This window comes from Halobacillus andaensis (genome assembly GCF_014636475.1).
Classification (GTDB): Bacteria; Bacillota; Bacilli; order Bacillales; family Halobacillaceae; genus Halobacillus_A; species Halobacillus_A andaensis.
On sequence record NZ_BMEL01000003.1, the window covers coordinates 561,356 to 583,178 of the forward strand.

The window sequence follows — 21,823 nt, forward strand, 5'->3', positions numbered from 1 at the left end:
TCTATTTATGATTTATTGAAGAATGACAGTTAATTGATCATCTACTTTGGCATGTTTCTTTGAGAATACGTACGTCATATCTTCTTCCTGCTGGACCGTATAATCTTCACTCGGGGCAACTTGGCGATCCGTTTTTAAGGCCATAACATCCTCTGATTGAGTCAGACGAAAGTGAATGGCATCTGATTGAACGTTTCTTATTTCTGCTGTCGCATAATGGATCGTTACCTCTCCAACCGTTAGATTGATAGGAAGCATGATTCCTTCTTTCGCTTGCAATTCAAGCTTACGGCCATCAAAAAGCTTCACGTCATTTTCGTAGAGATGCATCTCTTTATCAAATCCATCTAAATTTAGGAGATGAAGAAACCTTTCTCCCTGTTCGGTTGCAGTAGACGTCATAAAGACACCGTGATACTTACTATCGTTTTTCAAGCCTGCCTTAGCGCCAAGCTTTTCTAAGGCTTTAGTAAATAAATCAAGATCACACGTGTACGGGGTCGCTATGACGATCGCTCTTCCCCGTCCCACTTTTGTATCAAAGCCGCACGTTTCATCTGTACCATATACTCGAAAAAGCGGTTCCGCTTGAGCTCCTGTTTCAAAAATCTGCGCTTTATGGACACGTATTTCAGCTCTATCTTGTGCCCACCCATCGGCATAGACGGATAAATCATAAGCTGGCCCAGCCAGACGCCTACCGGTGGAGCGAACTCCCATCGCATCAGCGAGAAGATGACAAGGGTTTCCTTCCATATCATAGAGTGGCACTTCCCCGTACAACAGCACACCGCCTCCGTCGCTTAAGTATGAAACCAGTTTTTCCTGCACCTCTCTCGCCATATAACAAGCAGATGGGACCGCTAAAACGGGAGTTTCTACGGGATCAATCGGCTTGTTTTGAATATCAGCGGCTCCATACCTAAAACCTTTCAACAGCATGGCACGCGCCATATTTTCCCATGCGGCAGTCGATCGATTAGCCTCTAAGTTTTGATATATTTCTTTCATCCTCGTACTATTTGGATAACAGGCTTCCGTCATGTAATAGTCAGGAATAAATGCAAACGCCACATCATCTCTTTCCTCATTCATTACAGCGAGCTTATCAGAAACCGCCATGATGGTTTGAATCGAACGCGCCATCCTTGGATACGTATAGTTCAGCTCTCCTTCAGGACTGATTGGAGCGGCAAACCCATGTCGTTCTCCTGTCGAGGCAATCCTGTCATTGCCATCATCCCGCTGGTCACTCAATCGATAATTTTTCCCTCCAGTTAATAAATAATAATTAATCAGCCGGTTCCCTTGAGCAATGCACATTCGTGCTTTAAAGTCAGCGGCAGAAGGGTCAAGACGGCCGCTGAAATTGTTGCCGAAATTCCCGTCCCCACAGTTGAATTCTACAGAAGTAAGCGGCTGTTCCGGCCGGTGTACAGCATCCATAAAACCATTAATTAAATAGAGGTCCTGGAAGCTCTCCATATTTAAATCACCGAAATAAATGTCTGAGCCCGATAAATATCCCGGACCTTGCGTATACGATTCATACAGCTGGCTGATTCCGATCGGATACGTAAAGCCCCGTCCTCCGCCCGTTCCGTGAATGTTAACGATAAACGGTACATCCCTTACACCAAATTCTTCTGCATAACTTCTTAACGTATCGATATACTTGGCAAATCTGTGCCTCATATAATAACCAAGGTCAAAGTGCAGCTGGGCTGCATAGTTGTCTTCTGGAGAGCGTATGGCAGAATAATTTCCTTCAAGAATAAATGGGTAACGATCCTTCAGCGTCTCTTCGTCATAGCGCTCTTGCAGCCAACCGACGAAATCATCAACGACGTTGTCGGTTAAGTCTGGACAATTACTGACCCAGGAGAGCATCCCCACTTCATTATCCAGCTGAACGCCGATGATATTTCCTCTGTTAGGCTGCAGCCTCGGCGCTGCAACTTCCATAACGGCCGCATACCATTTTTTTGTTTCTTCTAAAAAAGAAGGAGCTGAATAATCCAGAGTTTTCGCTAACGTTTGCTTACCATCCCACGTGACCGGCACGATTTCAGGATGCTTATCGATCACCCAGTAAGGGATGCCTTCATTTTTCATTTCCGCCATGATAAAAGGGCCGGGGCGCAGGAAAAAATAGAGATCATTTTCTGCGCACAGATCGATGAATCCAGCCAAATCTAATTCAGGACGTGTGTTTCCCTCTAAATCAATCTTCCCTTCCACTTCCTCATGACAAAGCCAGGGAACATAAGAGGCTGCAGCATTACATCCAGCGTCTTTCAGCTTATCGATGCGATCCTGCCATTCCGATCGATCGATCCGGTAGTAATGAATTTCTCCACACATAATGATTTGCGGTTTGCCGTCGATGAAGATTTGTTTATCAGTGATTTCAATCAATGGAGTCTCTCTCCTTTTTGTAAAAATTAGGCTCACGCAGCGTTAAGGCGCTTTTTTTCATACGGGCGTTATCTTCTTCAGTTAGGGCGCTATCTTCTTCAGTTAGGGCGCTATCTATCCGGTTAAGGCGTTATCTCTCAACGTTTAAGGAGCTATTTCCTCTCTTAAGGGAGAAAAATTTCAATCACATTCGTTTCTGCGCTGCACAGTCGTTCTACTTCCTGTTGGCTGATTCGAAAGCCGCCTTCGCGATAGGCGTTTTTAACAATTTCAGCATTTTCAACCGCCTGGTTATTGATAAACACTTTCTTTTCTCCTTTGCCGAGGGAATAAACAAACGTGACTGCTTGATCATTGATTTGATAATCGAAGGTCAACCCGTCAAAATCTTCTGTGAGCACTGGATCAATGACGAGATCGCCGGCTTCTTGACGAATCCCTAAACAATTGGAGATGAGCTGATTCATATAAATCCCGGGGCCGCTTGAATAAATACGCCATCCGCCTTTTACCGGCACAGAACCGTCGCGTAATTGATCAAATTTCTCTTCGGCCTCATAACGCGTATTGAATTTTCCGTCCGAGCTGCTGAAGTAAGCATTACTTTGTCTAATTTCTGCATTTGGAACGACATTCTGAATGCCAATTGGATTAATCATTTGCAGCCCTTGCCATACTTCCTCCTCTTTTCCAAGCTTGGCCATAGCTTCTACGAAACGAATATGAGCATGAACATATTGGAGCCCAATTTCACGGCCAAAGTTTGATGCTTGCTCCGCTCGTTTGAAATGGGTGCTGACTCCGCCGTCGTAGTGCGCAGGACGATTCATCAAACGGACCCCATCAGGACAATACAGTTTTTCTTTAATGATTTGATAATGCTGCTCGGCTTGTTCAGCTGTGAGTAATTCACTAATGATACTGCGCTGCATCGGCAGTAATCGATAATCAATTCCTGTTTTTGTATCCTGTGGATGAAGCATCATTTCTGCTTCCCCTGGTTGCTCCATATAAACGAAACCAGGCAGAACCTCCGATTGCAGCATATATTTCTTATAATCTCCTTCAATGCCAGAAGCCAGGGCGGCCAGTTCAGAGGCGTGATGATCATCAAATGACGCCAATACGTCCGACAGCGCAGAAACCACCTGATAGGTTAAAGCTACCGTCCAGCTGCTGACCATATATTGCTTCAACTGAGCATTAGCTGGCTGCAGGGTATCATCCCAGTCTCCATCTCCATAAGAGGATAAAAACGTATCATGTAAAAAGTTTTCTTTTATATAGTTGATTTCTTTTTTGGCATGGTCGTAAATTGTTGCCGTTTCTTCTGTAAGGGCAAAGCCGTCGTCCCGTTTCGTATAAGGAACCTTTTCCTGCAAAATGGCAAAATCTTTCGTTGCTGCTAAATAATCACTTAATGCTTTCAACGGCCAGACGATCACGTCGCCGTGGCTCTCCCCCGCCTGGATATGAGAATACTTATCAAACATAAACCATTGCGGCCAATTGCCGTCTTCCTCAAATTGATGCGTATAGACCGTTTTTAAAATTTCTTTAGCCGATTCATAATTTTGTGTCGCCATGAAATATTCCATTGGTCCCTGGCAGACGTCACGTGTTCCCCACGCTGCCCCGCTGTATTGTTCGAGCCCATGAGGGACAGAAAAGTGAACAAGCATATTGTGGGTGTACCACCAGGCGAGTGCATTCACTTTATTTAACTCCTCCGTCACGGTTCCTTTCTCAGAAAGCTTAAATCCATTCATCACCTTATGATAATACGTGCGATAACGCTCGATTTCTTCATCCATCGTACGGTTCTCTACCTCGATCTCTTCTCCATGAAGCAATCCTTGGATCGTCATTCCCCATTCACTCGAATCATCCAGTTCACAGACAACCAGCGAGGCGGCACCTGGTTTTACGTTAGTGGCAAGCTTTTGTTCATCAGCTAACTGAAAAGAAGCCCCTTCCATTTGAATCTTATACGTTAAATTCGGGTAAATGCCGGCGTTCATAGATGCTTTATCTGCTGTAATGGTAAACCCTTGGTCGTTTTGGCTGACGTAAAAAGGCACTTCATATTCATTCGGATGCATGACGATTTGATTTGTCACTAAGAAGCGGTAATTCTCTCCACTTGTGGCTTCTACATGCAGCCGAACTTCTGGAGTATCTACCGTTGTATAGCTCGTTACAACAAACGTCTCATTCCCTGTTTTATAGTACCAGCGAGCGTAGTTGAACCCCATTTCATATAAGGTAGGCATGGTTAATAATTGATAGGAGCCGTCGATTTCCACATAGATGCGCTGCCCGGATGTTTTCAACACATTAAGAGCGTTTCGGGCATTTGTCATAAGCTTATTAAAATTAGTATTTCCTACAACAAGCTGAGCGTTGAAAATTCCATACATCCAGGAAGTCGACGTAATTGTATTCTCCTTTAACCGATCGTTTTTCCCAGACATGATAATGTGACCATGCGGCCGCTCAACGATCCTTTCTTTTTCCTTTAAGACCACATGCTCATGACGGTCTGTGAAAAACGACAGCAGGGTGTCTCCGCTCCATTCTTCTTGATGGCGGTTAGGGTAGAGCTCCTCAATTTCCTCAAACGACATGGATTCCCCATTTAATGTTTCCCCGATGCCTGGGGCTTTTCCTATTTTGCCAGCCTTCTCTTCCACTGGATATTCCAACGCTTCTACTTGATTCCAGGCCTTATTAATGAGCTCCTCATACGCTAGTTCGGTGACTGCCGTTTCATGGTTTTCCTCGAAATAGCCATAAAAGATAAATTGTTCTTGTCCTGCTAATTTTACTTTTTCTGATTGCAAAGCCGTAAAGGCAAACTCATATTGATAGACTTCATTAGCAAGTGAGCGTTCAGCTAATACGGCCGGCTGATTCGTTTCTTTATACGATTGGCCAAAGAATTGAAAGCCGTCTGTGGAATAGCCTGCGGCGCGAGTTAAAGAACCCTGCTGCAAATACGGAAATCCGGTCGATTGCTCCTGGTTCTGACGTGAACAGACAACATACCCTCGCTGGTCATGCTCAAAGATCTGATGGTCAATATATTGAGATATGTAGGCTTCGTTATTTCTCAGCGCACCTGTTTCCGCTATTCCGATATCCTGCCCATACACCACATCAATTACCGCTTCCTGGCCTTCCACAACGACATCCCAAAACCAAACCCCTTGCTCAGTCAAATGGAACGTAACGTTATAGCTGATGCCATCGACCGTTCCTTTCCATATCACATGGTTCTCTCCGAAGGCCACTTCACTTTGTGAATGTACACCTAATAATGGGTAGGCGTTGATATGATTTTCTTGATGGACACGTAAATAAAGGTTGTTTAACGATCCATCAACAGGGTTGGCCACTAATTGGTTGATCATGATTGATTGATAAGTAGCTTCTAAGACGTCCCCACTTGTTAAAAATGAAAAACTATAATCCCCTGCAGTCAATTTAATCGTAGAATCTTTTGTTAGCATCACTTTTCATACCTCCAGTAAAAAATATATCCATTTGATTACGAATCATTGAAACGTTTCAATCAACGAACAAAAAATTTTAACCTTATAAGCAGTGAGCGATCAAAACAGGAATACGGATTATTCACCCGTAATTCCTGATCGATCAACCCCTTCGACGAACCAGCGCTGCGTAAAGAAATACACGATCAGTAAAGGAAGAATGGATAGCATCGTGCCTGCCATACTAATTCCTTCATTGATGTTATCTGCCTCTGTATCGCCCGTATACATTTGATCAAAGGTCGCGTTGAACTTCCCTAATTCAATGGGCAGCGTGGTCAGTTCATTACCGAAATACAAACTGGCGAGAGCTGTTTCATTCCAATACCATACAAACGAAAACAAGAATGAAATGATGATAGCCGGAACCGCCATCGGAATAGCAATGGTTACAAAGATACGGAAGTTCCCTGCTCCGTCTAAATGAGCGGCTTCTTCTAAAGCTTTAGGCATCATCCGGAAAAACTGATAAAAGATCAGAATAAAAATCGCACTGTTTAATCCTTGGCCGAACAAAGCCGGAAGTAAAAACGATAAAATACTTCCAATCAGCTCAAGCTCATTAAAGAATACATACCGCGGGATTAAGAGAACCTGCGGCGGTATAATAAATGTAATTAACACCAGCCCAAACATTATTTTTTTAAAAGGAAAGTCAAACCTGGCAAAACCATAGCCAATAACTGCCGCTACAGCCGTCTGCGCAAGTGACGGAATGACGGTGACATACAACGTTTCCGCCAGGGTAGGAAATAAGTCCAGTACCCGGTAGGCTACCTCATAATTTTCTGCATAAAAGGTGGATGGTATCCAGCTGATTAAAGGATTCAATAAATCCTCCAATGATTTGAAACTATAAGAACTCATATAAATAATCGGGAATAAGTAGACAAATCCAATGACGATTAAAAGCCCGTACACACAAAACTTAAATAAAAAGCCATTATTCCCTTGTACCCCTAATAGAAAACTTTTCGCTTTGGTGGAGTAATCGTCTAATTTTCTTTTCTGAACATGAGACAGCTTCGTATTCAGCATAATCCCTCCTCCCTTTACCCGTACTTTTTGTTTCCTCTTACAGCCATGAGCCCCACACTGAGAGCTAATACAATCGCAATGACGAGAAAGTATAACCATGACAGGGCTGAAGCATAGCCAAATCCTGTAGAGATCTCGAACATGTTGCCCTGGATATGATCAACCACAGGGTTTAAGGCAAAAATAGAATACGTAACGACTGTATAGATCAAATTTACAATAATCATCGGATACAGCGTAGGCAGTGTTACCTTCCAGAAACATTCCCAATTTGATGCCCCGTCGATTTTAGCAGCTTCATAGATTTGCCGATCCGTTTTCTGCAAAGCGGCTAAGAAGATTAATATTTGTACACCTGAATACCATAGAATGATAATCAGGTTATCCATTAAGTACAGAAGAATCGTGTTAATAAATCCATCCGTACTCGATAATAACGCTGCGAAAATCGCATATTCTTCAATCGATGGAATGGATGTAACGTCCTGCTCCATTAAATCAGTGATCACAGGTCCGCTGGCAATGATGACGGGAAGAAAGAAAATCGTTCGGAAGAAACCTTTCATCCGTATCGGCTGGTTCAATAACAAAGCAATGATAAGTGAAAATACAATAATGATCGGTGTGGAGATGACGAGCTCGCGTAGGAATCTGAGCAAAACCTGCGTGAACTGCGAGTCAACGGTAAAAGCATAGATATAGTTCTCAAAGTTAATATACTCGGTTTGTATTCCATTCGGGGTGATTTTTACTTTTTGAAAACTTAAGAATAAGGAATAAAACAATGGAAAAGCCGTAAAGACAAGGAACCCTATAATCCAGGGAGATAAAAACGTGAAACCTATTAAACTATTTTTCTTTTTTAATGATAGTTGTTTCATGACTGATTCCCCCGGTCGATTACCTTATAGCCTTTGGCTTCCACTTCCGTTCCTTCTCTATTTACTTCTTTATTCTTGTAATTAACCAAAATAGCTTTCCCGTTGGAATAACCAACCTCCACCAAATCAGAGTCATGGACGGTACGATAAGTGATCGTTTCTCCTTCCATTTTCCCTAAGCTTTCCTTTAAGGTTTCATATTGCTCAATAATCTCGCTTTCCCAGTTATCAAACTGTGAGGTATATAGATCCTCTGATGCTGTATGCATTAACTGGTGAGAAGCCGCTGTCGTTAAGTAGAATGATGGATTAGCACCATATTCAATCATACGAAGAAGCTCGTCCTCCGGGCTGTTATGAAAGTTTGAGAAGGAAGCGTAATAAGGAACATGGCCTTTTAATACAATCTGCAGAAACGGCACGGTATCCGTTACAAAACTATAATTTGACGAGTACAGTGGGATATCCAGGTAACGGTCCGCATGAGCTATCATGTAGTCATTCGGCTGGTATAAAGAAAGAGAATCAACACTTGTCTCTAACGTTTCAAACAGTTCCTGATAGATCTGGATTACCTGCGGACGAAGGGAATCGCTGGTAAAGTCTGAGAACAGCATATTCGCGCTCGAGTCCACCGCTAGATGAGACATCCCCCGCTCTTCATATTCATTAAGATCCTCTTCTGCCATTTCCAATGATTTCGACGGGCTTAAAGAATAGAAGTTCTCTGCTTCTCCCTCGCTTGTAATCGTTTCGGCATTGATTTTCCTTGCAACGTCCTTCTGTCCTGAGTAACCAGACGCTCCTTCGAAAGCTTTTGTATAATCGGTGTAATAGGATAAAGGGATTTCTTTCTCTTCGAAGAAATCATTTACCTGCTCAAAATCTCCGGCACTTCCTAATTTATTCTCAAACGGGAATTTCTCCGGCAGGGTGCCGGTATAGCCGCCTTCCGTCCAGCCGCGATAAATGACATGCAGATCGTCAACGCCCTGCTGATTCAGACGATCCACGTAATCAGGTAAATCCGTCACTTCTGTCATCGTCTGCACGGAGTCCCGCAGCAGCCCGCTTTTCGCTTCTCCACCTAAAAATTCGAGCCGGACATCGACTTGATCTTCCCCTGTCGACAGCATGCCGCGATCCAGCAGATAATGCTGGTAGGCTTTCGCCATCCCTACGTAGTTCGCATCCTCCTCGTGAAGGAAAGTGATGCGTTCCTTCACGTCAAACGCATTCATTTCATCTTGATACACGTTGTATCCGCTCATATCCTGACTCGTCGGCTGATAATATTGATAGCGGTAATTATACTGAGCCGTAACCCAATGAAAATCAGTAGCAATGCCGGAGGGATAGGCGATGATATCTGCAAAAGTTTGTCCTTCGTCAATCATCGTGACGTAACCATTTTGATCCACTCCATTCGTCATTCCATAGACCGGCATCGTAATCTTCTGAGCAGCGTTCACGCGAACCTCCTCTTCGGATGAAGCACTTCGTTTAAACCCTTCATCCTCACCATAGATGGCACTTTGATAGGGCGCCATGGAGGATGGCTGCTTTTCATCAAAACGCATAAGTGCTCCGCTTCCATCAGGAATAAAAGTATAGCCGTCCATGTCCGTGCCTTCAGTGGCCCCTAAAAATGGATAGACACGCATCGTTGCAAGCTTTTTGTCTTCCTCCTCGATTTCGCTTTGGGGGACGTGAACCTCAATGGAGTCGTCATCTAAACGAACATCGAGCTGCATGGCAATGCCCGCTTCCTCAAATGCGATAGAGGCAGAAAAGCCATCTTCCTGCTCGGTGACGGACACTTGTGATTCATTGGAAAGAATACTTTCAGAAGAAGTTTTATCTTCTCCATCAATGTAATCGATCGTGACCGCTGAGTGAGCCATGTTTGACCATGTCTCATTTAGGTTGTATTCTTTATCTTTGGTTAGACCGGAATTCCATATATACCCGGTCTGTTTATTCTCTATTTGCAGGGCAAGAGATTCCTCCTCTACATATAGAGCCAGATGATCGTTCTCCGCCACCTGCTCATAGCCATCAGATAACGTCGTCTCTTCTACCGCCCCTTCCTCATTCTCGGGCTTAGTGAATTGATTCGACTGATAGCGCAGCATTTCATCCGCTCGTTTCTCTTCCTCTTCTTTTACATCTGTATCAGGGTCACTGTCAGAAAGCGTATTTGCAATCGCCTGCACAGGAAACAGTAAGACCAATATGAGGATGATCCACTTCCACTTTTTAGACACGTAACATCACCTCCTCAATGATCGAGCTGACAAAGTCATACAATTGATCAAACAATATATAAAGAACAAAGAACACTAATATAGTAAGGATCATGCCAAACAGAGTAACGAGAAGGTTCCGTATCGTTCCCCAGAAGGAATAATCGTGAATTTCTTTGATCGTCGTAAATAAAATGACGATTGACCAAACGATGATGACCTGCATAGAGAACGTATAAATGAACGCTTCATTAAAGGTAAGAACATTGGAAATCAGCGTAATCGGAAGTATGAATAGTATAATCGGAGCTAACGAATAAATCGTTCCGATATAAACGTGCCTGAACCTGCCTTCCCCGTCTGTAATCGTACTGACTAAGTAATTGACGACGATAAACAAGAATAGAGGGAGAAGCACAGCTCCGGCTTCAAAGAATACGTTTACATTTTCTAATACACGATCTGTGAAAAGAAAACCTGTCCAGTAAATCCTTAGTAAGTATTCAACAACGAGAATGAGATACAAGATACTTGCTGATAAAATCGAAGCACGTTCTCCATTTTTCAAATAATAGATGCTATCGATCGGCCTTTTAATAAACCGAGTTAAAAAGAGCAGCTCATTGACCAGCTTTTGGCGCTTGATTTTTGACGTAATGTCTCTGACAGGCTGGAGAATATTCTTCTTTTTATCCGTAAATTTCACCGTGTATCTAAAAACAAAGAACGCGATGATGATCATAAAAGCTCCGGCTAAATGATTTTCCATCCAGCGATACCGAATCTCCCAGAAGGCGTTAGAATAGCCATCTTTATCATTGGCTAGTTCGAATTCTTCTAATGCTTCGTCATATTCCTGCTGTTTATAAAGTGCTTCTCCTTTAGCTGTATGGGCCAGTCCGAACGAGGAATTCAACCGGAGGATTTCGTTCCAGTAATCTTCACTCTGCACGTAATAGCCTTCTTCAAAAAGAGCTAACCCTTGATGGAGCACGGTCGTAAATTCTGTCGGCTCATACACTTGAATGTTCCCTTGCTCGCGATCCGTTACGTACAGCCTTCCTACGTCATCGACTTCAATACTGGAGGGCTGCATCGTTAACCCTAGACGATTGTTTGCGTTCGTTTTTCCACCGAAGGAAAACAGTAAATTGCCCGAGCTGTCATATTCATAAATAATGCCGTCATTGCCAACGGTATAGATATTTCCAATCGATCCTACCGCAACGTCGACTAAGTTCGTTTCTTCTGTCATCGCAGGAGGTAATATATTTCCCCCTTCAATATTCAACTTTCGAATAGCTTCCCATGTTGTTCCGGAGGTAATTGTATACACCAGCCCTTGATCATCTATGGATATATTTCCTGGGGCTGGCGGCTCTTTCATGAAGAGGTTCGCCCTTTGACGCTGCGTCGTTATCATGTCATTAAGAAACGTGCCGACTGATGGTGCCAGTGTATTCGCTCCATAATATCCTAGAAAAGCGCCATCCTCACTTAATTGAATAATGCCGTTCGTCGCACTCTCACCAATGATGTAAATATTGCCGCGTGTGTCTACCGATACTTTTTCCGGTTTAAATGGTGCACTGGCTCCAAACAACGGTGAATCCGGCCTTTCATATTCTTCAATGAGTTCCCCATCTTCCTGGAACTTCAAAACTTTTTCACTGCCATAGTCGGCTACGTATACATCCCCATTCTCTTTTGCGTAAACCCCTAAAGGCTGGTTTAGCACGTCTTCACCATAAACCTCTAAAACATTTCCCTCTTCATCAAATTTTGTTACCGTTGAAGTGCCTGAATCTGCCATATAGATTTGATCCTGCTGATTGATATAAATATCTTCAGGATTGATCATCTCCGTCCCTTTAGCAAATAACCCAATTGGTGCGTAGGCTGTTTGTGTTTCAATAACATTTCCATCAGCTGTTAATGTTTCTGTCTGGTAAGGAACAGAAACCGAAGCAGAGGAAAGTGCGGGAAACAATATGGTTAACCAAATGCAGATGACAGCAGTAATAAATCCCCTCATTTCCCTTCCTCCTAATCGTTACTTAATTCCAGAGTGTGCCATCGTGTTCATAACTTTGCTCTGCATAAAGATGAATATAATCAAGTTAGGCACGAACATAATCAATGAGGCAGCTGCTGCCATCCCTTGACCTGCGACAGAGTTCCCTTCCGTATCTGCGGCTAACGTGGACATGAAAAAGGCAAATGTCTTTAAGTTTTCATCATCAACAAATAAAGTTGACGTTTCTGCATTGTTCCATACCGCCTGGAAAGCAAGAATAGAAATCGTCGCAATGGCTGGTTTCACTAGAGGAACGATGATTTTAAAGAAGATAAGAAAATCATTGGCTCCATCAATTTTTGCGGCTTCTATTAATTCATCTGGGATTTGGTCAATGAATTGTTTGACGAGAAACAGCCCGACCGGCATAGCTAATAGCGGAAAAATGTGGGCGAAAAATGTATCAAGCAATCCCACTTCATCAATTAGCAAATAGCGCGGAATGACCACGGCTGCTGGAACAAACATTAAAGCCAGTGTATTAATTTCAAATATCGTTTTCTTAAATTTAAATTGTTTTTTTGAAAATACATATCCAGCCATGGTGCTGATAAGTACGGTTAAGAAAACGACAATGACGGTAACGACTACACTGTTGAAAAGATACCTCGTCATCGGTACACCGGTGGCGTTGGTATTCCCTACTAAATCGTAGAAGTTTTGCAGCGTCGGTTTCTGCACAAAGAAACGCGGCGGATAAGCAAAAAGCTCATCAATCGGTTTAAATGCATGGGAGAAAATATATACGATGGGAATGAGCATTAACAAAGCCATCGGTATAAGAAAGATATAAAACTTCAATTGACTTTTATGGAACTTATCTGGATTGATTTTCGTGCCATGAAAAGATGCCATGTTCACACCCCTAGTAAGTTAGTAAGCCATTAATCCTTTTCTGCAAATAGCTTCATAGCCACTCGTGAGAATCCATAAATGAAGAGCAGCAGCAGTACAGACAATGCAGCCGCATAGCCCATTTCATATCGAATGAACCCGAAATCCTCTAAGTGATTGACAATTAACTGTCCGGCATTTTGCGGGGTAGGGTTCTGTCCGGAAAGCTCCACCCCGATCGCGCCTGCCTGGAACGTGGTTACCACCGCCATAACGGCACCAAAAAGCATTTGCGGCTTCATCGAAGGAATCGTAATGTAGATGATTTCTTGAAATCGATTTCGAATGCCGTCTATATATGCCGCTTCATAGATTTCTTTATCAATATTCAGCACCCCGGACAGCATGGCAAGAAATCCTACCCCCATGCTCCCCCATAACGTTACTAGAATCATAATGACCATTAAGTATTGAGGAGACTGAAGGAACTGAATCGGCTCGGTAATAAACCCCATCGAGATTAATAGATTGTTTAAATAACCTGTCTGATCCCCGCTGAAAATAATTTTCCAAACAACTCCCATAGCGACACCTGCGGTCATTGAAGGCGAAAAAAGGATTAAAGCTAAAATCGTACGGGGACCTTTTGAGATCTGAGCTAACATCCACGCTAATAAGAAAGCGAGTATATATCCTCCAGGACCTACAATTAAGGAAAAGATCAGCGTATTCGGTAAGACATACTGCATGAACGTATTATCCTGAGTAATGATATTGACATAGTTGGCCAGCCCTATGAAGGATGGAAATTCGATGGTATTGAAATACGTAAAGGATAAACCAACGGCAATCGCCACCGGGATAATAATAAACATGGAGAACAATAATAAATAAGGCGCGAGAAATATGGATGTACTTAAATGTTCTCTGTTATTCATTAGATTCCATCCACCTTTCCACCTTTTCGATCGTTGGAATTTCGTATGGTTTGACCACTTCTCCGTTATCCATGTAATCGAATTCTTCAAGCTTTCTCCGCATTTCACGGTTAATTAAAATCACACTATCATCAACAGAGGCTCGGGCATTTTCTCCATCAAATACAACCTTATTCCACACGTTACTAATCTCACGTTCGACCATATAGGAGTAAGGGGTTTTCGGAACTTCCTTCATATACTCCCACTGCTCAAGCACGACTTCTTTATGTTCTTCCGGCAAAGGCAGCTGCTCAAACGAATCCAGGTTCGCCGTGTTCCACATGTATTCAGGACCAAATAAGGTTTGCAGCGTAACAGCGAAGTCTGTCTGCGTTTCTGAGGACATCCACCATTTCAACAGCTCCCACGAGTCGTCCTTTTTACCGCTTTTATCAAAAATCATTGAAGCCTGACCGGATCCTGGGGCCCACCTTTCCACCGTGCCATCTTCTTGTTCGACTCCAGGCTGAGGAGTGATATCCCACCACCCTGAGATCTCAGGTGCAGCTGTAGTAAGCTCGACATACGTACTAAAAGGTGCAACACCAATCGGCAGTGTAGAATACCTAAAGTGGTTATAAAATCTAGGAACCTGAAGCGGCATGCTGTAAATCGTACTTAAATCCGCCATAAATTGAATGCCTTCCAAAGCTTGTTCTTCATCAATCGTAGTTCCAATGCCATCTTCTTCATAGAGACTTCCGCCAAACTGGTAAATGAATGGTGAAGTCGTCTGAAACGGCTTAAACGCAGATTCCTCGGCTAACGGCGTATAATAGTTCATTCCATACCTTTGCAGTTCAGGTAAAATGCCGGTTACTTCATCCCACGTATCTGGAACAGGAATATCCAGCTCTTCTACAATGTCCTTCCGATAGAATTGTACGAAGAAATCCTGCGTTTCAGGCAGCGCGTATACGCCATCTTCGATCACTAACGGTAAGAAAGCTCCAGGTGAGAACTGCTGACCTACTTCACCGAAATCATCGAATTCTCTTAAATCAACAGCTGATCCTCGAATCGCTAACTCGTAAGGAACCCAGTTGCTTATTCCAAGTGCTAAATCAGGCTGTGTATCAGCTGCACTTGCTAACACCAGCTTCTGCTCATCCGGCATTAACGAGTATTTCACTTTAATCCCTGTTTCTGGAGTGAAATTCTGATCGGTCATATTCTGAAGAAGCTCCACATATTGCCGCGGGCGATTCACCCAGACTTCGATCGTGTCATCATCCACATCAGCTGTTGCCAAGTTATCCTGGGTAAAGGATTGAAAGAAGTTAGCCACAGAATCTTTCGTTTTCGTAAAAAGTCCTGCCTCCGCATCAGGTAAAGCAGTATCACCGTGTACATAGAACCGGTCGAGTGACAGCGGCTGAGCGGATAAATCCATTGAGATATCCCCAAGCAATTGTGCAGCTGAGTTAGATCCTGTAGATAATTGCGTAAGTCGGTTGGGAATTTCATCAGGGTTGGCTGCTAAGTTCTCTAATTTATCAATCGCGATTTTTAATGATGCGATTTCAGTAGACTCTTCCCCATCGTTTAAATCCAGCAAATACTCCACTTCTTCATTCAGTTTGTCAGACCAGGCAAGAACCTGTTCATCGATCCCTGGGATATATTCCTCAATATCCCAGTCCCGGGACCCTTGTTGGTTCCCGACCAGCTTTCGAATCGACAGAGAAAGTTCATCAATCTCCTGCATGACCTCATCAATCGTAAATAATACATTGGCGTGAGGGGATGGGTCTGCCTTCAAACTTACTTTGTTTTTACCTTCCTCTAAATAAAAGAGATACGGATCTCCTTCACCGCTGCTTAGTGTCTCGTTCGTCCATTCCTTACTAAAACCAAACTGATACTGCTCCACTTCTTCAAATGGAACACGATCGTTAATCAACACCTTCCGATACACAGGAGATTCCGACTCATTATCCTGCATCGTTTTAAAGGTTAATTGGTAAAATCCGGCTTCTTCTGCTTCGACCTCCCAGCTGACCGTTTGACCTGGTTCACTCCATGAATCACCGCCTAACGTATTTAACAGAAGTTGCTTTCGATCGTAGGGATGAACAGAAGGGTCTTCCGTAGCGGAAGGTCTTATATAAGAACTGTTTTTCTCCGAAGGATGTTCGGCTTCAAACGTCTTAAGCTCGTCTTGCTGCTCTGCATCTGGATATTCCCCTACATAGCTTTCATATTCTGGGATTTGTGCCGGAGACGTAACGTGTAAATCTCCCACCAGCATTTCCCCTCTTAAATTTTGCAGCGTAATCGTATTTTGCCCTTCCTCTAAATGGAATTGAAGCGGACGCTTGTACATATATGTAGAATCTTCAGCTTTTACATGCGACCATTCTTCAATCGGCTCTTGTTCTGGTATGATTTCATTTCCAGAACGATCCGTTTCAAAATCTTCTGATTCATTCTTCCATTTGCTCGGGAATTCAATTTGTCTACTTTCTGCATAAGGATACTCACCGTTTACTTGAATTGCACCCTCTATTGGCATGATCAAATCACCTTGAGGCAAATAATCAAACCCAATTTCATATAAACCTTCTTCTTCGACCTCGACTTCAACCGTTAATGACTCTTGATTACGCCAATAGAATACGCGATCCCCATAACCCTGGCTCTCCGATGAAGACAATAATTCATCATCATTACTTTCTGTAAATGAAGAAGGCGGGACAGCCTGCTTAAAATCAGCAGGGCTGTCCAGACCTTGCTCCTTCCATTCGTTGAGTTCGAGGTGATAACTCTGTTCTTCGATCCGCTCATCAACATCCACTTCATCATCACCGTTTGCTTGAGCAGCCGGCTGAGGAATAAGAAATAGGATTATTAGCGACCATAACAGCACTTTAGAATTCATGATGTTACCTCCTCAACTTTTTCAAACTTTACTCTCCGATTGCTTCAAGCTCTTCTTCATACTTCTGATTGGCTAGATCATTAATTTGACTCGCGTAGTTTTCAATATTCTCCTGACCTGATACACTGGCATCGATCAGCTGTCCCATTGTGGCATTGGACTCGTCACCAACTGATACGCCAGTAGGCGCTTCCCAGCGGGCTTGTCCATATCCCGGAGTGGTCTTAAATGGTTCTACCACCGCATTTTCAATATTTTCGTACGCTTCCTCGAGACCTGGAACATCCACTCTTTCAAAGTAGGCATCCAAAACTTCTTCATCCGTAATTAACGGTACGCCGGATAAGCTGACATCTTCCTCTTCATCAGCAAGTTCCATACGTTTCATATAGCCGTCCTTACCGAATCCCATCCATTTAGCTAGTTCATACGCTTCTTCAGGATGGTCAGTCGAGCTGGAAAGACCATAGAAGTCATGAGTAATAACCGTGCGATCTCCAGGGATGCCGATAAAGTCCCATTCAAAGTCCGCATTTTGCTCATAACCGCCAATCGCCCATGTGCCGTCCCATCTGATTCCAATTCCATTGTTCATCCACACTTCATTCGCATCTTCTCCATTGAAATTAGCCATTTCATCTTCTGATAACGTTGCGTATGCATATCCATTTGTATTGATGTTATTAGCCAGATCGATTCCACTAATAAACTCATTGCTATCTAAAGAGAATCCATCATTAAAGGTATACCAGCCCAGCTCGTCACTTGCAGAAGCCGGGTACCATTCAGGAATCGCATTCGCCTCGTTCAGGCCAATCACTCCCTGATTTACGTTGGTAATATCGCTGACAGCTGTTTCAAATTCATCAATACTCATTCCAAGACTCGGAACATCAAGGTTAGCCTGTTCGTATAGATCTTCATTCACGAAATAGCCAAGGATATTCTGGGAAGAAGGAACAGAATACACACTATCGCTGTAAGTGATGGCTTCTCTTACCGTTTCAGGCAGAAGGTCATATTCCTCATCTTCTTCTACAAATTCGCTGACATCCATCATCCAGTCATTGGCAATACCTGTTGGAACGTGAGCGATTGAAAATACATCCGGCATTTCTCCTCCGCTCGCTGCTGAAGCCAGTGATTCCTCCCATGGATCACTAATCGATTCATCAATCTCAACATTGATGTCAGGATGCTCTTCCATAAAAGCATCAATCATCATTCGGTCCAGGTTCGTTTCCCCTTCTGAACCAAAAGCCCAGCTCGCAATGGTGATGGTTACTCCGTCACCATCTTCATTACTGCCAGAGTCTTCTTCTCCCTCTGAGGACGAGTCATTCGAGCAAGCAGCCAGAAGGGAAAAGATCGCAAACAACGTAACTACAGCCAACCATTTTTTCATCACATACACCTCTTCTATTATTTTTTAAAATCAAGGACGGTTAATTACATTTCACAAAGTCTATCGTTATTTCATTTTCTAAAGAGCGAAGCAAATCCACCTTATACCGTTCGTCCGAGACTCTTTCAACTTTCACACCCGGAGATTCAACAGGCTTCCATTTAAACGTTTCAATAACAAGCACGTCTTTTGCCTGTTTTAGTTTCACTGTCATAGATAAAGAATCAGCAGATTCTTCTAACCCGTAGATTTCAGCCGTTGCATACGAGATCATTACCCCATCTGCAATCGGAATGTTAACCGGCAGCATTAGGCCGCTTTTTCCCGGCACCGTGATGGATGTTCCATCAAACAATAGCTGTTTGTCCCTCGCAACTGGAGTCACCTTCTCATATTCATCAAAATTGTGAAGAAAAAGAAAGTAACTGTTCTCATTAACCGCTCGTACGGAAACGTCTAATTCCTGTTGTAAGGTAAACTCACTATATACACCAGCCTTCTCAGCCAGATGGCGAATCACCTCATATTTATAATTAAAATCAAGCTCCAGTCCGACACCAAAAACAATCAACTTCCCTTGACCAAGTCTTTTTTCAAAGGCTGCAACATCTTTTCGTTCGTCTTCCGACCAGGCGAACGCCCCGTCTTTTACATCAAATGTTTCCATGTATTTCGTCTGAACACTGTCTATGTCCCCAACCGTTACAAAACCTTGCTTTCTTCCATTTAAGCCCACACCAATGTAATCTTTCAGCAGGGTGCATTCGTTATCATTTAGATCCTTTGTTGGAATCGAAGGGAATAGTACAAGTTGACCCCCGTCTTCTAAATAATCAACCAGCTTTTGCTGAACGTGCCTGTCCATCCATTTCATAGAAAACATCCACAGTGTCGGAACTTCCTCCACATTGATCCGGTTGTGGTCTTGAATATTTAAGCTGTCATAAACGATTCGATTCACTCTTAACCCTTTAGCAACGCCATTATAGATGTTTAAATCCCTTTCAAATTGAAACGTTTCAATTAAAGGTGAAGAAAAAAGGTTACTATATTCCGTTGTGTAGTAATCCGGGTAAAAAGCAACACACGTCTGGGTCGTCTGCTTAGCATTCATAAGGGGTTCTTCAAAAGTTCGATACATTTGTCCTAAATGCTGAATCACATCAAAGTGGGGCTTCTTTTCACCAGAAGCAGTCAACGGCGCCTGCCACTCATGCCTTCTGCCATTTAAGCCAATATTTTCATAGTTTTCCCCACCAACAAACATGTAGTAGTTCACAGCATTCATTCCATTCGCGAAACAGAGACGTGTCGTCAAGTCGAATGTACTTGGCTGAAGTCTGGGCTTATCGGAAGCCGATCCTCCTTGGAATTCAGCTGAAAACAAGGGATGGTCCGGTGATTGAATGGCTTTTGTAAACGAATTGGCGAGGACGATATCGACGTAGTTATCGAATTCAATATTGCCAATGTAGTAGTCTCCTGCGACAAGCGTGTCATCCATTTTTGCCGCTTCCATCAGCTGCGCGATGCCGATAGGGTAACGCGTTCCTCTTTTTAAAAAGTCTATCGTATGAAAGCCGTGAATATTAATAATAAAAGGAACCGAAATCCCTTTTCGCTGAGCCAATTCTTTTAAATGCTCGAGATAAAAGCGATAATGCTTACGCATAAACAGGTAGTATTCGTGTTTCAACTCTTCCGCCGGCGGTTCTCCCGCGTGCTCTTTCATGTACCTTATAGGATCCTCGATGCCGACCTCTTTTTCTTCTAAGTATTGCTCAAATTGCTGCTTTGTTACGTTATTATAATCACCTTCATTGGTCACCCAGTGAAACATTCCAACTTCATTATCGAGCTGAAACATAATAACAGGACCGCCGTGAGCGATTTGAAACGGCTCAATCACAGCGCAGACCGAGTGATACCAGCTCTCCACTTTTTCTAAAAAAGTCGGGTGCATGTAGCTGACTACTCTCGTCGGGTGGCTCTGCCCCTTCTCCGTTAGCGCCAGGACTTCCGGATAATCGTCAATTAACCAGGGCGGCACCCCATGATCAACAATCTCTGCCATCACATAAGGGCCGGGTCGGACTAAACAGTACATGTCCTCTTCAGCCACCAACTGTAAGAAGCCTTGAAAATCACGCTCACCCCTCGTCTCTCCTGTCAAATCGATGGATCCTTCCTCGTATTCATGAAACATCCACGGTACATAGGTGCTGATCATATTAATGCCCGCATCCTTCACCTGGCGGATACGTGCTCTCCAATCATCTCTAGGAATACGAAAATAATGCAGCTCTGCACCAAAAAGCACGGTTTCTTTACCATTAATGATAACCTTTTCATCTTTTACTTGAATTTTTTCATTCCCCCTAGCTTGATTGACGTGGAACAAATTCAATAGGGATCTCCAGCTCTTTTGGATCGGTGTTCTTTTCCAACATATCGAATAGTGTTTCTGCTGCCATTTGCCCCCACCGTTTTTTCTCCACGCGTACTGTTGTTAAGGCCGGCTGGACGTATCGAGATAAATCAATATCATCAAATCCAACAAATGCAATATCCTCCGGAACCTTTAATCCCCTCTGCTGGACAGCCTTGATCGCCCCCATCGCCATTTCATCGTTAGCCGATACAAAAGCCGTAGGGAATTCTTCATTTGCTTCGAGGAACTTGTTCATACTGAGCAGGGCGCTAATTTCCGTGAAGTCCGCACGTATCAAATCTGACTCATTAAAACTCAACCCATGATCAGCGAGCGATTCTTTAAATCCCTCTAAGCGGCTCTCTCCATCAAAGGACTCCTTAGAACCGGCGATAAACCCTATCCGCTTATGCCCTTTTTCCACTAAATGGTTAACCGTATAGTCCATACCAAGCTTATTCGGTAACAACATCTGCTTTACATGCGGATTCACTAATTCCCGGTCTAATACAACAATCGGAAACTTGTCACTGGCCAGACCATTCAACAATTCATTGCTGATATGGAAGTTAAGAATAATGGCCCCATCCACATAACGCTCCAACAGTAAACGATGCTTATCATCCGACGCACATACGACCATCTCGTACCCTCTCTTAATGACCGTATCTTGAATACCTTCCAACAGCTCATTAAAGAAAGGACCCGTAAACCCACTCAAGAAGAGGCCAATAATATTCGTCTTGTTTTTCTTTAAGTTTTTGGCATTTCCATTTGGACGATAGCCAAGTTCTTTAGCAGCCAACAGCACCTTATCCTTTGTCGGTTTAGTAATCAACTCACTCCCATTCATGACATAGGAGGCGGTGGCTACGCTTACTTTCGCTTTCTTTGCAACATCTTTTAACGTGGACAAGCTTTTCCCTCTTCTCTGACCTCACGGCTACTATTAATAGTTTATTGAAACGTTTCAACAAAAATTATAGCGAATCGTGAAAGCGATTACAATATATTTTCTGAAATTTTTCACAATTAGTTAATTTGAAGGATCGGAATGGTTTCTGTATTCATAGAAATA

General features: G+C 43.2%; 12 protein-coding genes. All 12 read right to left on the reverse strand.

Annotated features, from left to right (window positions below; translation table 11 throughout):
• Positions 1-12: 12 nt before the first annotated feature.
• On the reverse strand, positions 13-2,418 hold the full coding sequence (locus tag IEV27_RS13985; protein WP_188378108.1) for a beta-galactosidase: 2,406 nt from the start codon (positions 2,416-2,418) through the stop codon (positions 13-15).
• A 164-nt stretch (positions 2,419-2,582) separates the two neighbouring features.
• Positions 2,583-5,930: a GH36-type glycosyl hydrolase domain-containing protein gene (locus IEV27_RS13990; protein ID WP_188378270.1), complete on the reverse strand. Its 3,348-nt coding sequence runs from the start codon at positions 5,928-5,930 to the stop codon at positions 2,583-2,585.
• Between the two features lie 120 nt (positions 5,931-6,050).
• The gene (locus IEV27_RS13995; protein WP_188378109.1) at positions 6,051-7,010 is read right to left on the reverse strand and encodes a carbohydrate ABC transporter permease; all 960 of its coding nucleotides are present in this window, start codon (positions 7,008-7,010) and stop codon (positions 6,051-6,053) included.
• A gap of 14 nt (positions 7,011-7,024) precedes the next feature.
• Positions 7,025-7,891 carry a carbohydrate ABC transporter permease gene (locus IEV27_RS14000; RefSeq protein ID WP_188378110.1) on the reverse strand — a complete coding sequence of 289 codons (867 nt, stop codon included), beginning with the start codon at positions 7,889-7,891 and terminating at the stop codon, positions 7,025-7,027.
• Positions 7,888-10,158: a DUF5696 domain-containing protein gene (locus IEV27_RS14005; RefSeq protein ID WP_188378111.1), complete on the reverse strand. Its 2,271-nt coding sequence runs from the start codon at positions 10,156-10,158 to the stop codon at positions 7,888-7,890. The genes IEV27_RS14000 and IEV27_RS14005 overlap by 4 nt, the downstream gene beginning before the upstream one ends.
• Positions 10,151-12,172: a hypothetical protein gene (locus IEV27_RS14010; RefSeq protein WP_188378112.1), complete on the reverse strand. Its 2,022-nt coding sequence runs from the start codon at positions 12,170-12,172 to the stop codon at positions 10,151-10,153. The genes IEV27_RS14005 and IEV27_RS14010 overlap by 8 nt, the downstream gene beginning before the upstream one ends.
• An 18-nt stretch (positions 12,173-12,190) precedes the next feature.
• The gene (locus IEV27_RS14015; protein ID WP_188378113.1) at positions 12,191-13,069 is read right to left on the reverse strand and encodes a carbohydrate ABC transporter permease; all 879 of its coding nucleotides are present in this window, start codon (positions 13,067-13,069) and stop codon (positions 12,191-12,193) included.
• 29 nt (positions 13,070-13,098) lie between these two features.
• Positions 13,099-13,986: a carbohydrate ABC transporter permease gene (locus tag IEV27_RS14020; protein WP_188378114.1), complete on the reverse strand. Its 888-nt coding sequence runs from the start codon at positions 13,984-13,986 to the stop codon at positions 13,099-13,101.
• Positions 13,979-16,909: an extracellular solute-binding protein gene (locus IEV27_RS14025; RefSeq protein ID WP_229735352.1), complete on the reverse strand. Its 2,931-nt coding sequence runs from the start codon at positions 16,907-16,909 to the stop codon at positions 13,979-13,981. The genes IEV27_RS14020 and IEV27_RS14025 overlap by 8 nt, the downstream gene beginning before the upstream one ends.
• Positions 16,910-16,937: 28 nt before the next feature.
• Positions 16,938-18,314 (reverse strand): ABC transporter substrate-binding protein, encoded by a 1,377-nt coding sequence (locus IEV27_RS14030; RefSeq protein ID WP_188378115.1) that lies wholly within the window; start codon positions 18,312-18,314, stop codon positions 16,938-16,940.
• Between the two features lie 40 nt (positions 18,315-18,354).
• Positions 18,355-20,721, reverse strand: a complete 2,367-nt coding sequence (locus IEV27_RS14035) for a beta-galactosidase (protein WP_188378116.1) — start codon at positions 20,719-20,721, stop codon at positions 18,355-18,357.
• Positions 20,693-21,661 (reverse strand): LacI family DNA-binding transcriptional regulator, encoded by a 969-nt coding sequence (locus tag IEV27_RS14040; protein ID WP_188378117.1) that lies wholly within the window; start codon positions 21,659-21,661, stop codon positions 20,693-20,695. The genes IEV27_RS14035 and IEV27_RS14040 overlap by 29 nt, the downstream gene beginning before the upstream one ends.
• Positions 21,662-21,823: the final 162 nt, after the last annotated feature.

Bases quoted from the DNA above. Each gene is read 5' to 3' on its own strand.
- IEV27_RS13990 (WP_188378270.1), bottom strand. From the start codon at position 5,930: ATGCTAACAAAAGATTCTACGATTAAATTGACTGCAGGGGATTATAGT.
- IEV27_RS13995 (WP_188378109.1), bottom strand. From the start codon at position 7,010: ATGCTGAATACGAAGCTGTCTCATGTTCAGAAAAGAAAATTAGACGAT.
- IEV27_RS14000 (WP_188378110.1), bottom strand. From the start codon at position 7,891: ATGAAACAACTATCATTAAAAAAGAAAAATAGTTTAATAGGTTTCACG.
- IEV27_RS14010 (WP_188378112.1), bottom strand. From the start codon at position 12,172: ATGAGGGGATTTATTACTGCTGTCATCTGCATTTGGTTAACCATATTG.
- IEV27_RS14015 (WP_188378113.1), bottom strand. From the start codon at position 13,069: ATGGCATCTTTTCATGGCACGAAAATCAATCCAGATAAGTTCCATAAA.
- IEV27_RS14020 (WP_188378114.1), bottom strand. From the start codon at position 13,986: ATGAATAACAGAGAACATTTAAGTACATCCATATTTCTCGCGCCTTAT.
- IEV27_RS14025 (WP_229735352.1), bottom strand. From the start codon at position 16,909: ATGAATTCTAAAGTGCTGTTATGGTCGCTAATAATCCTATTTCTTATT.
- IEV27_RS14030 (WP_188378115.1), bottom strand. From the start codon at position 18,314: ATGAAAAAATGGTTGGCTGTAGTTACGTTGTTTGCGATCTTTTCCCTT.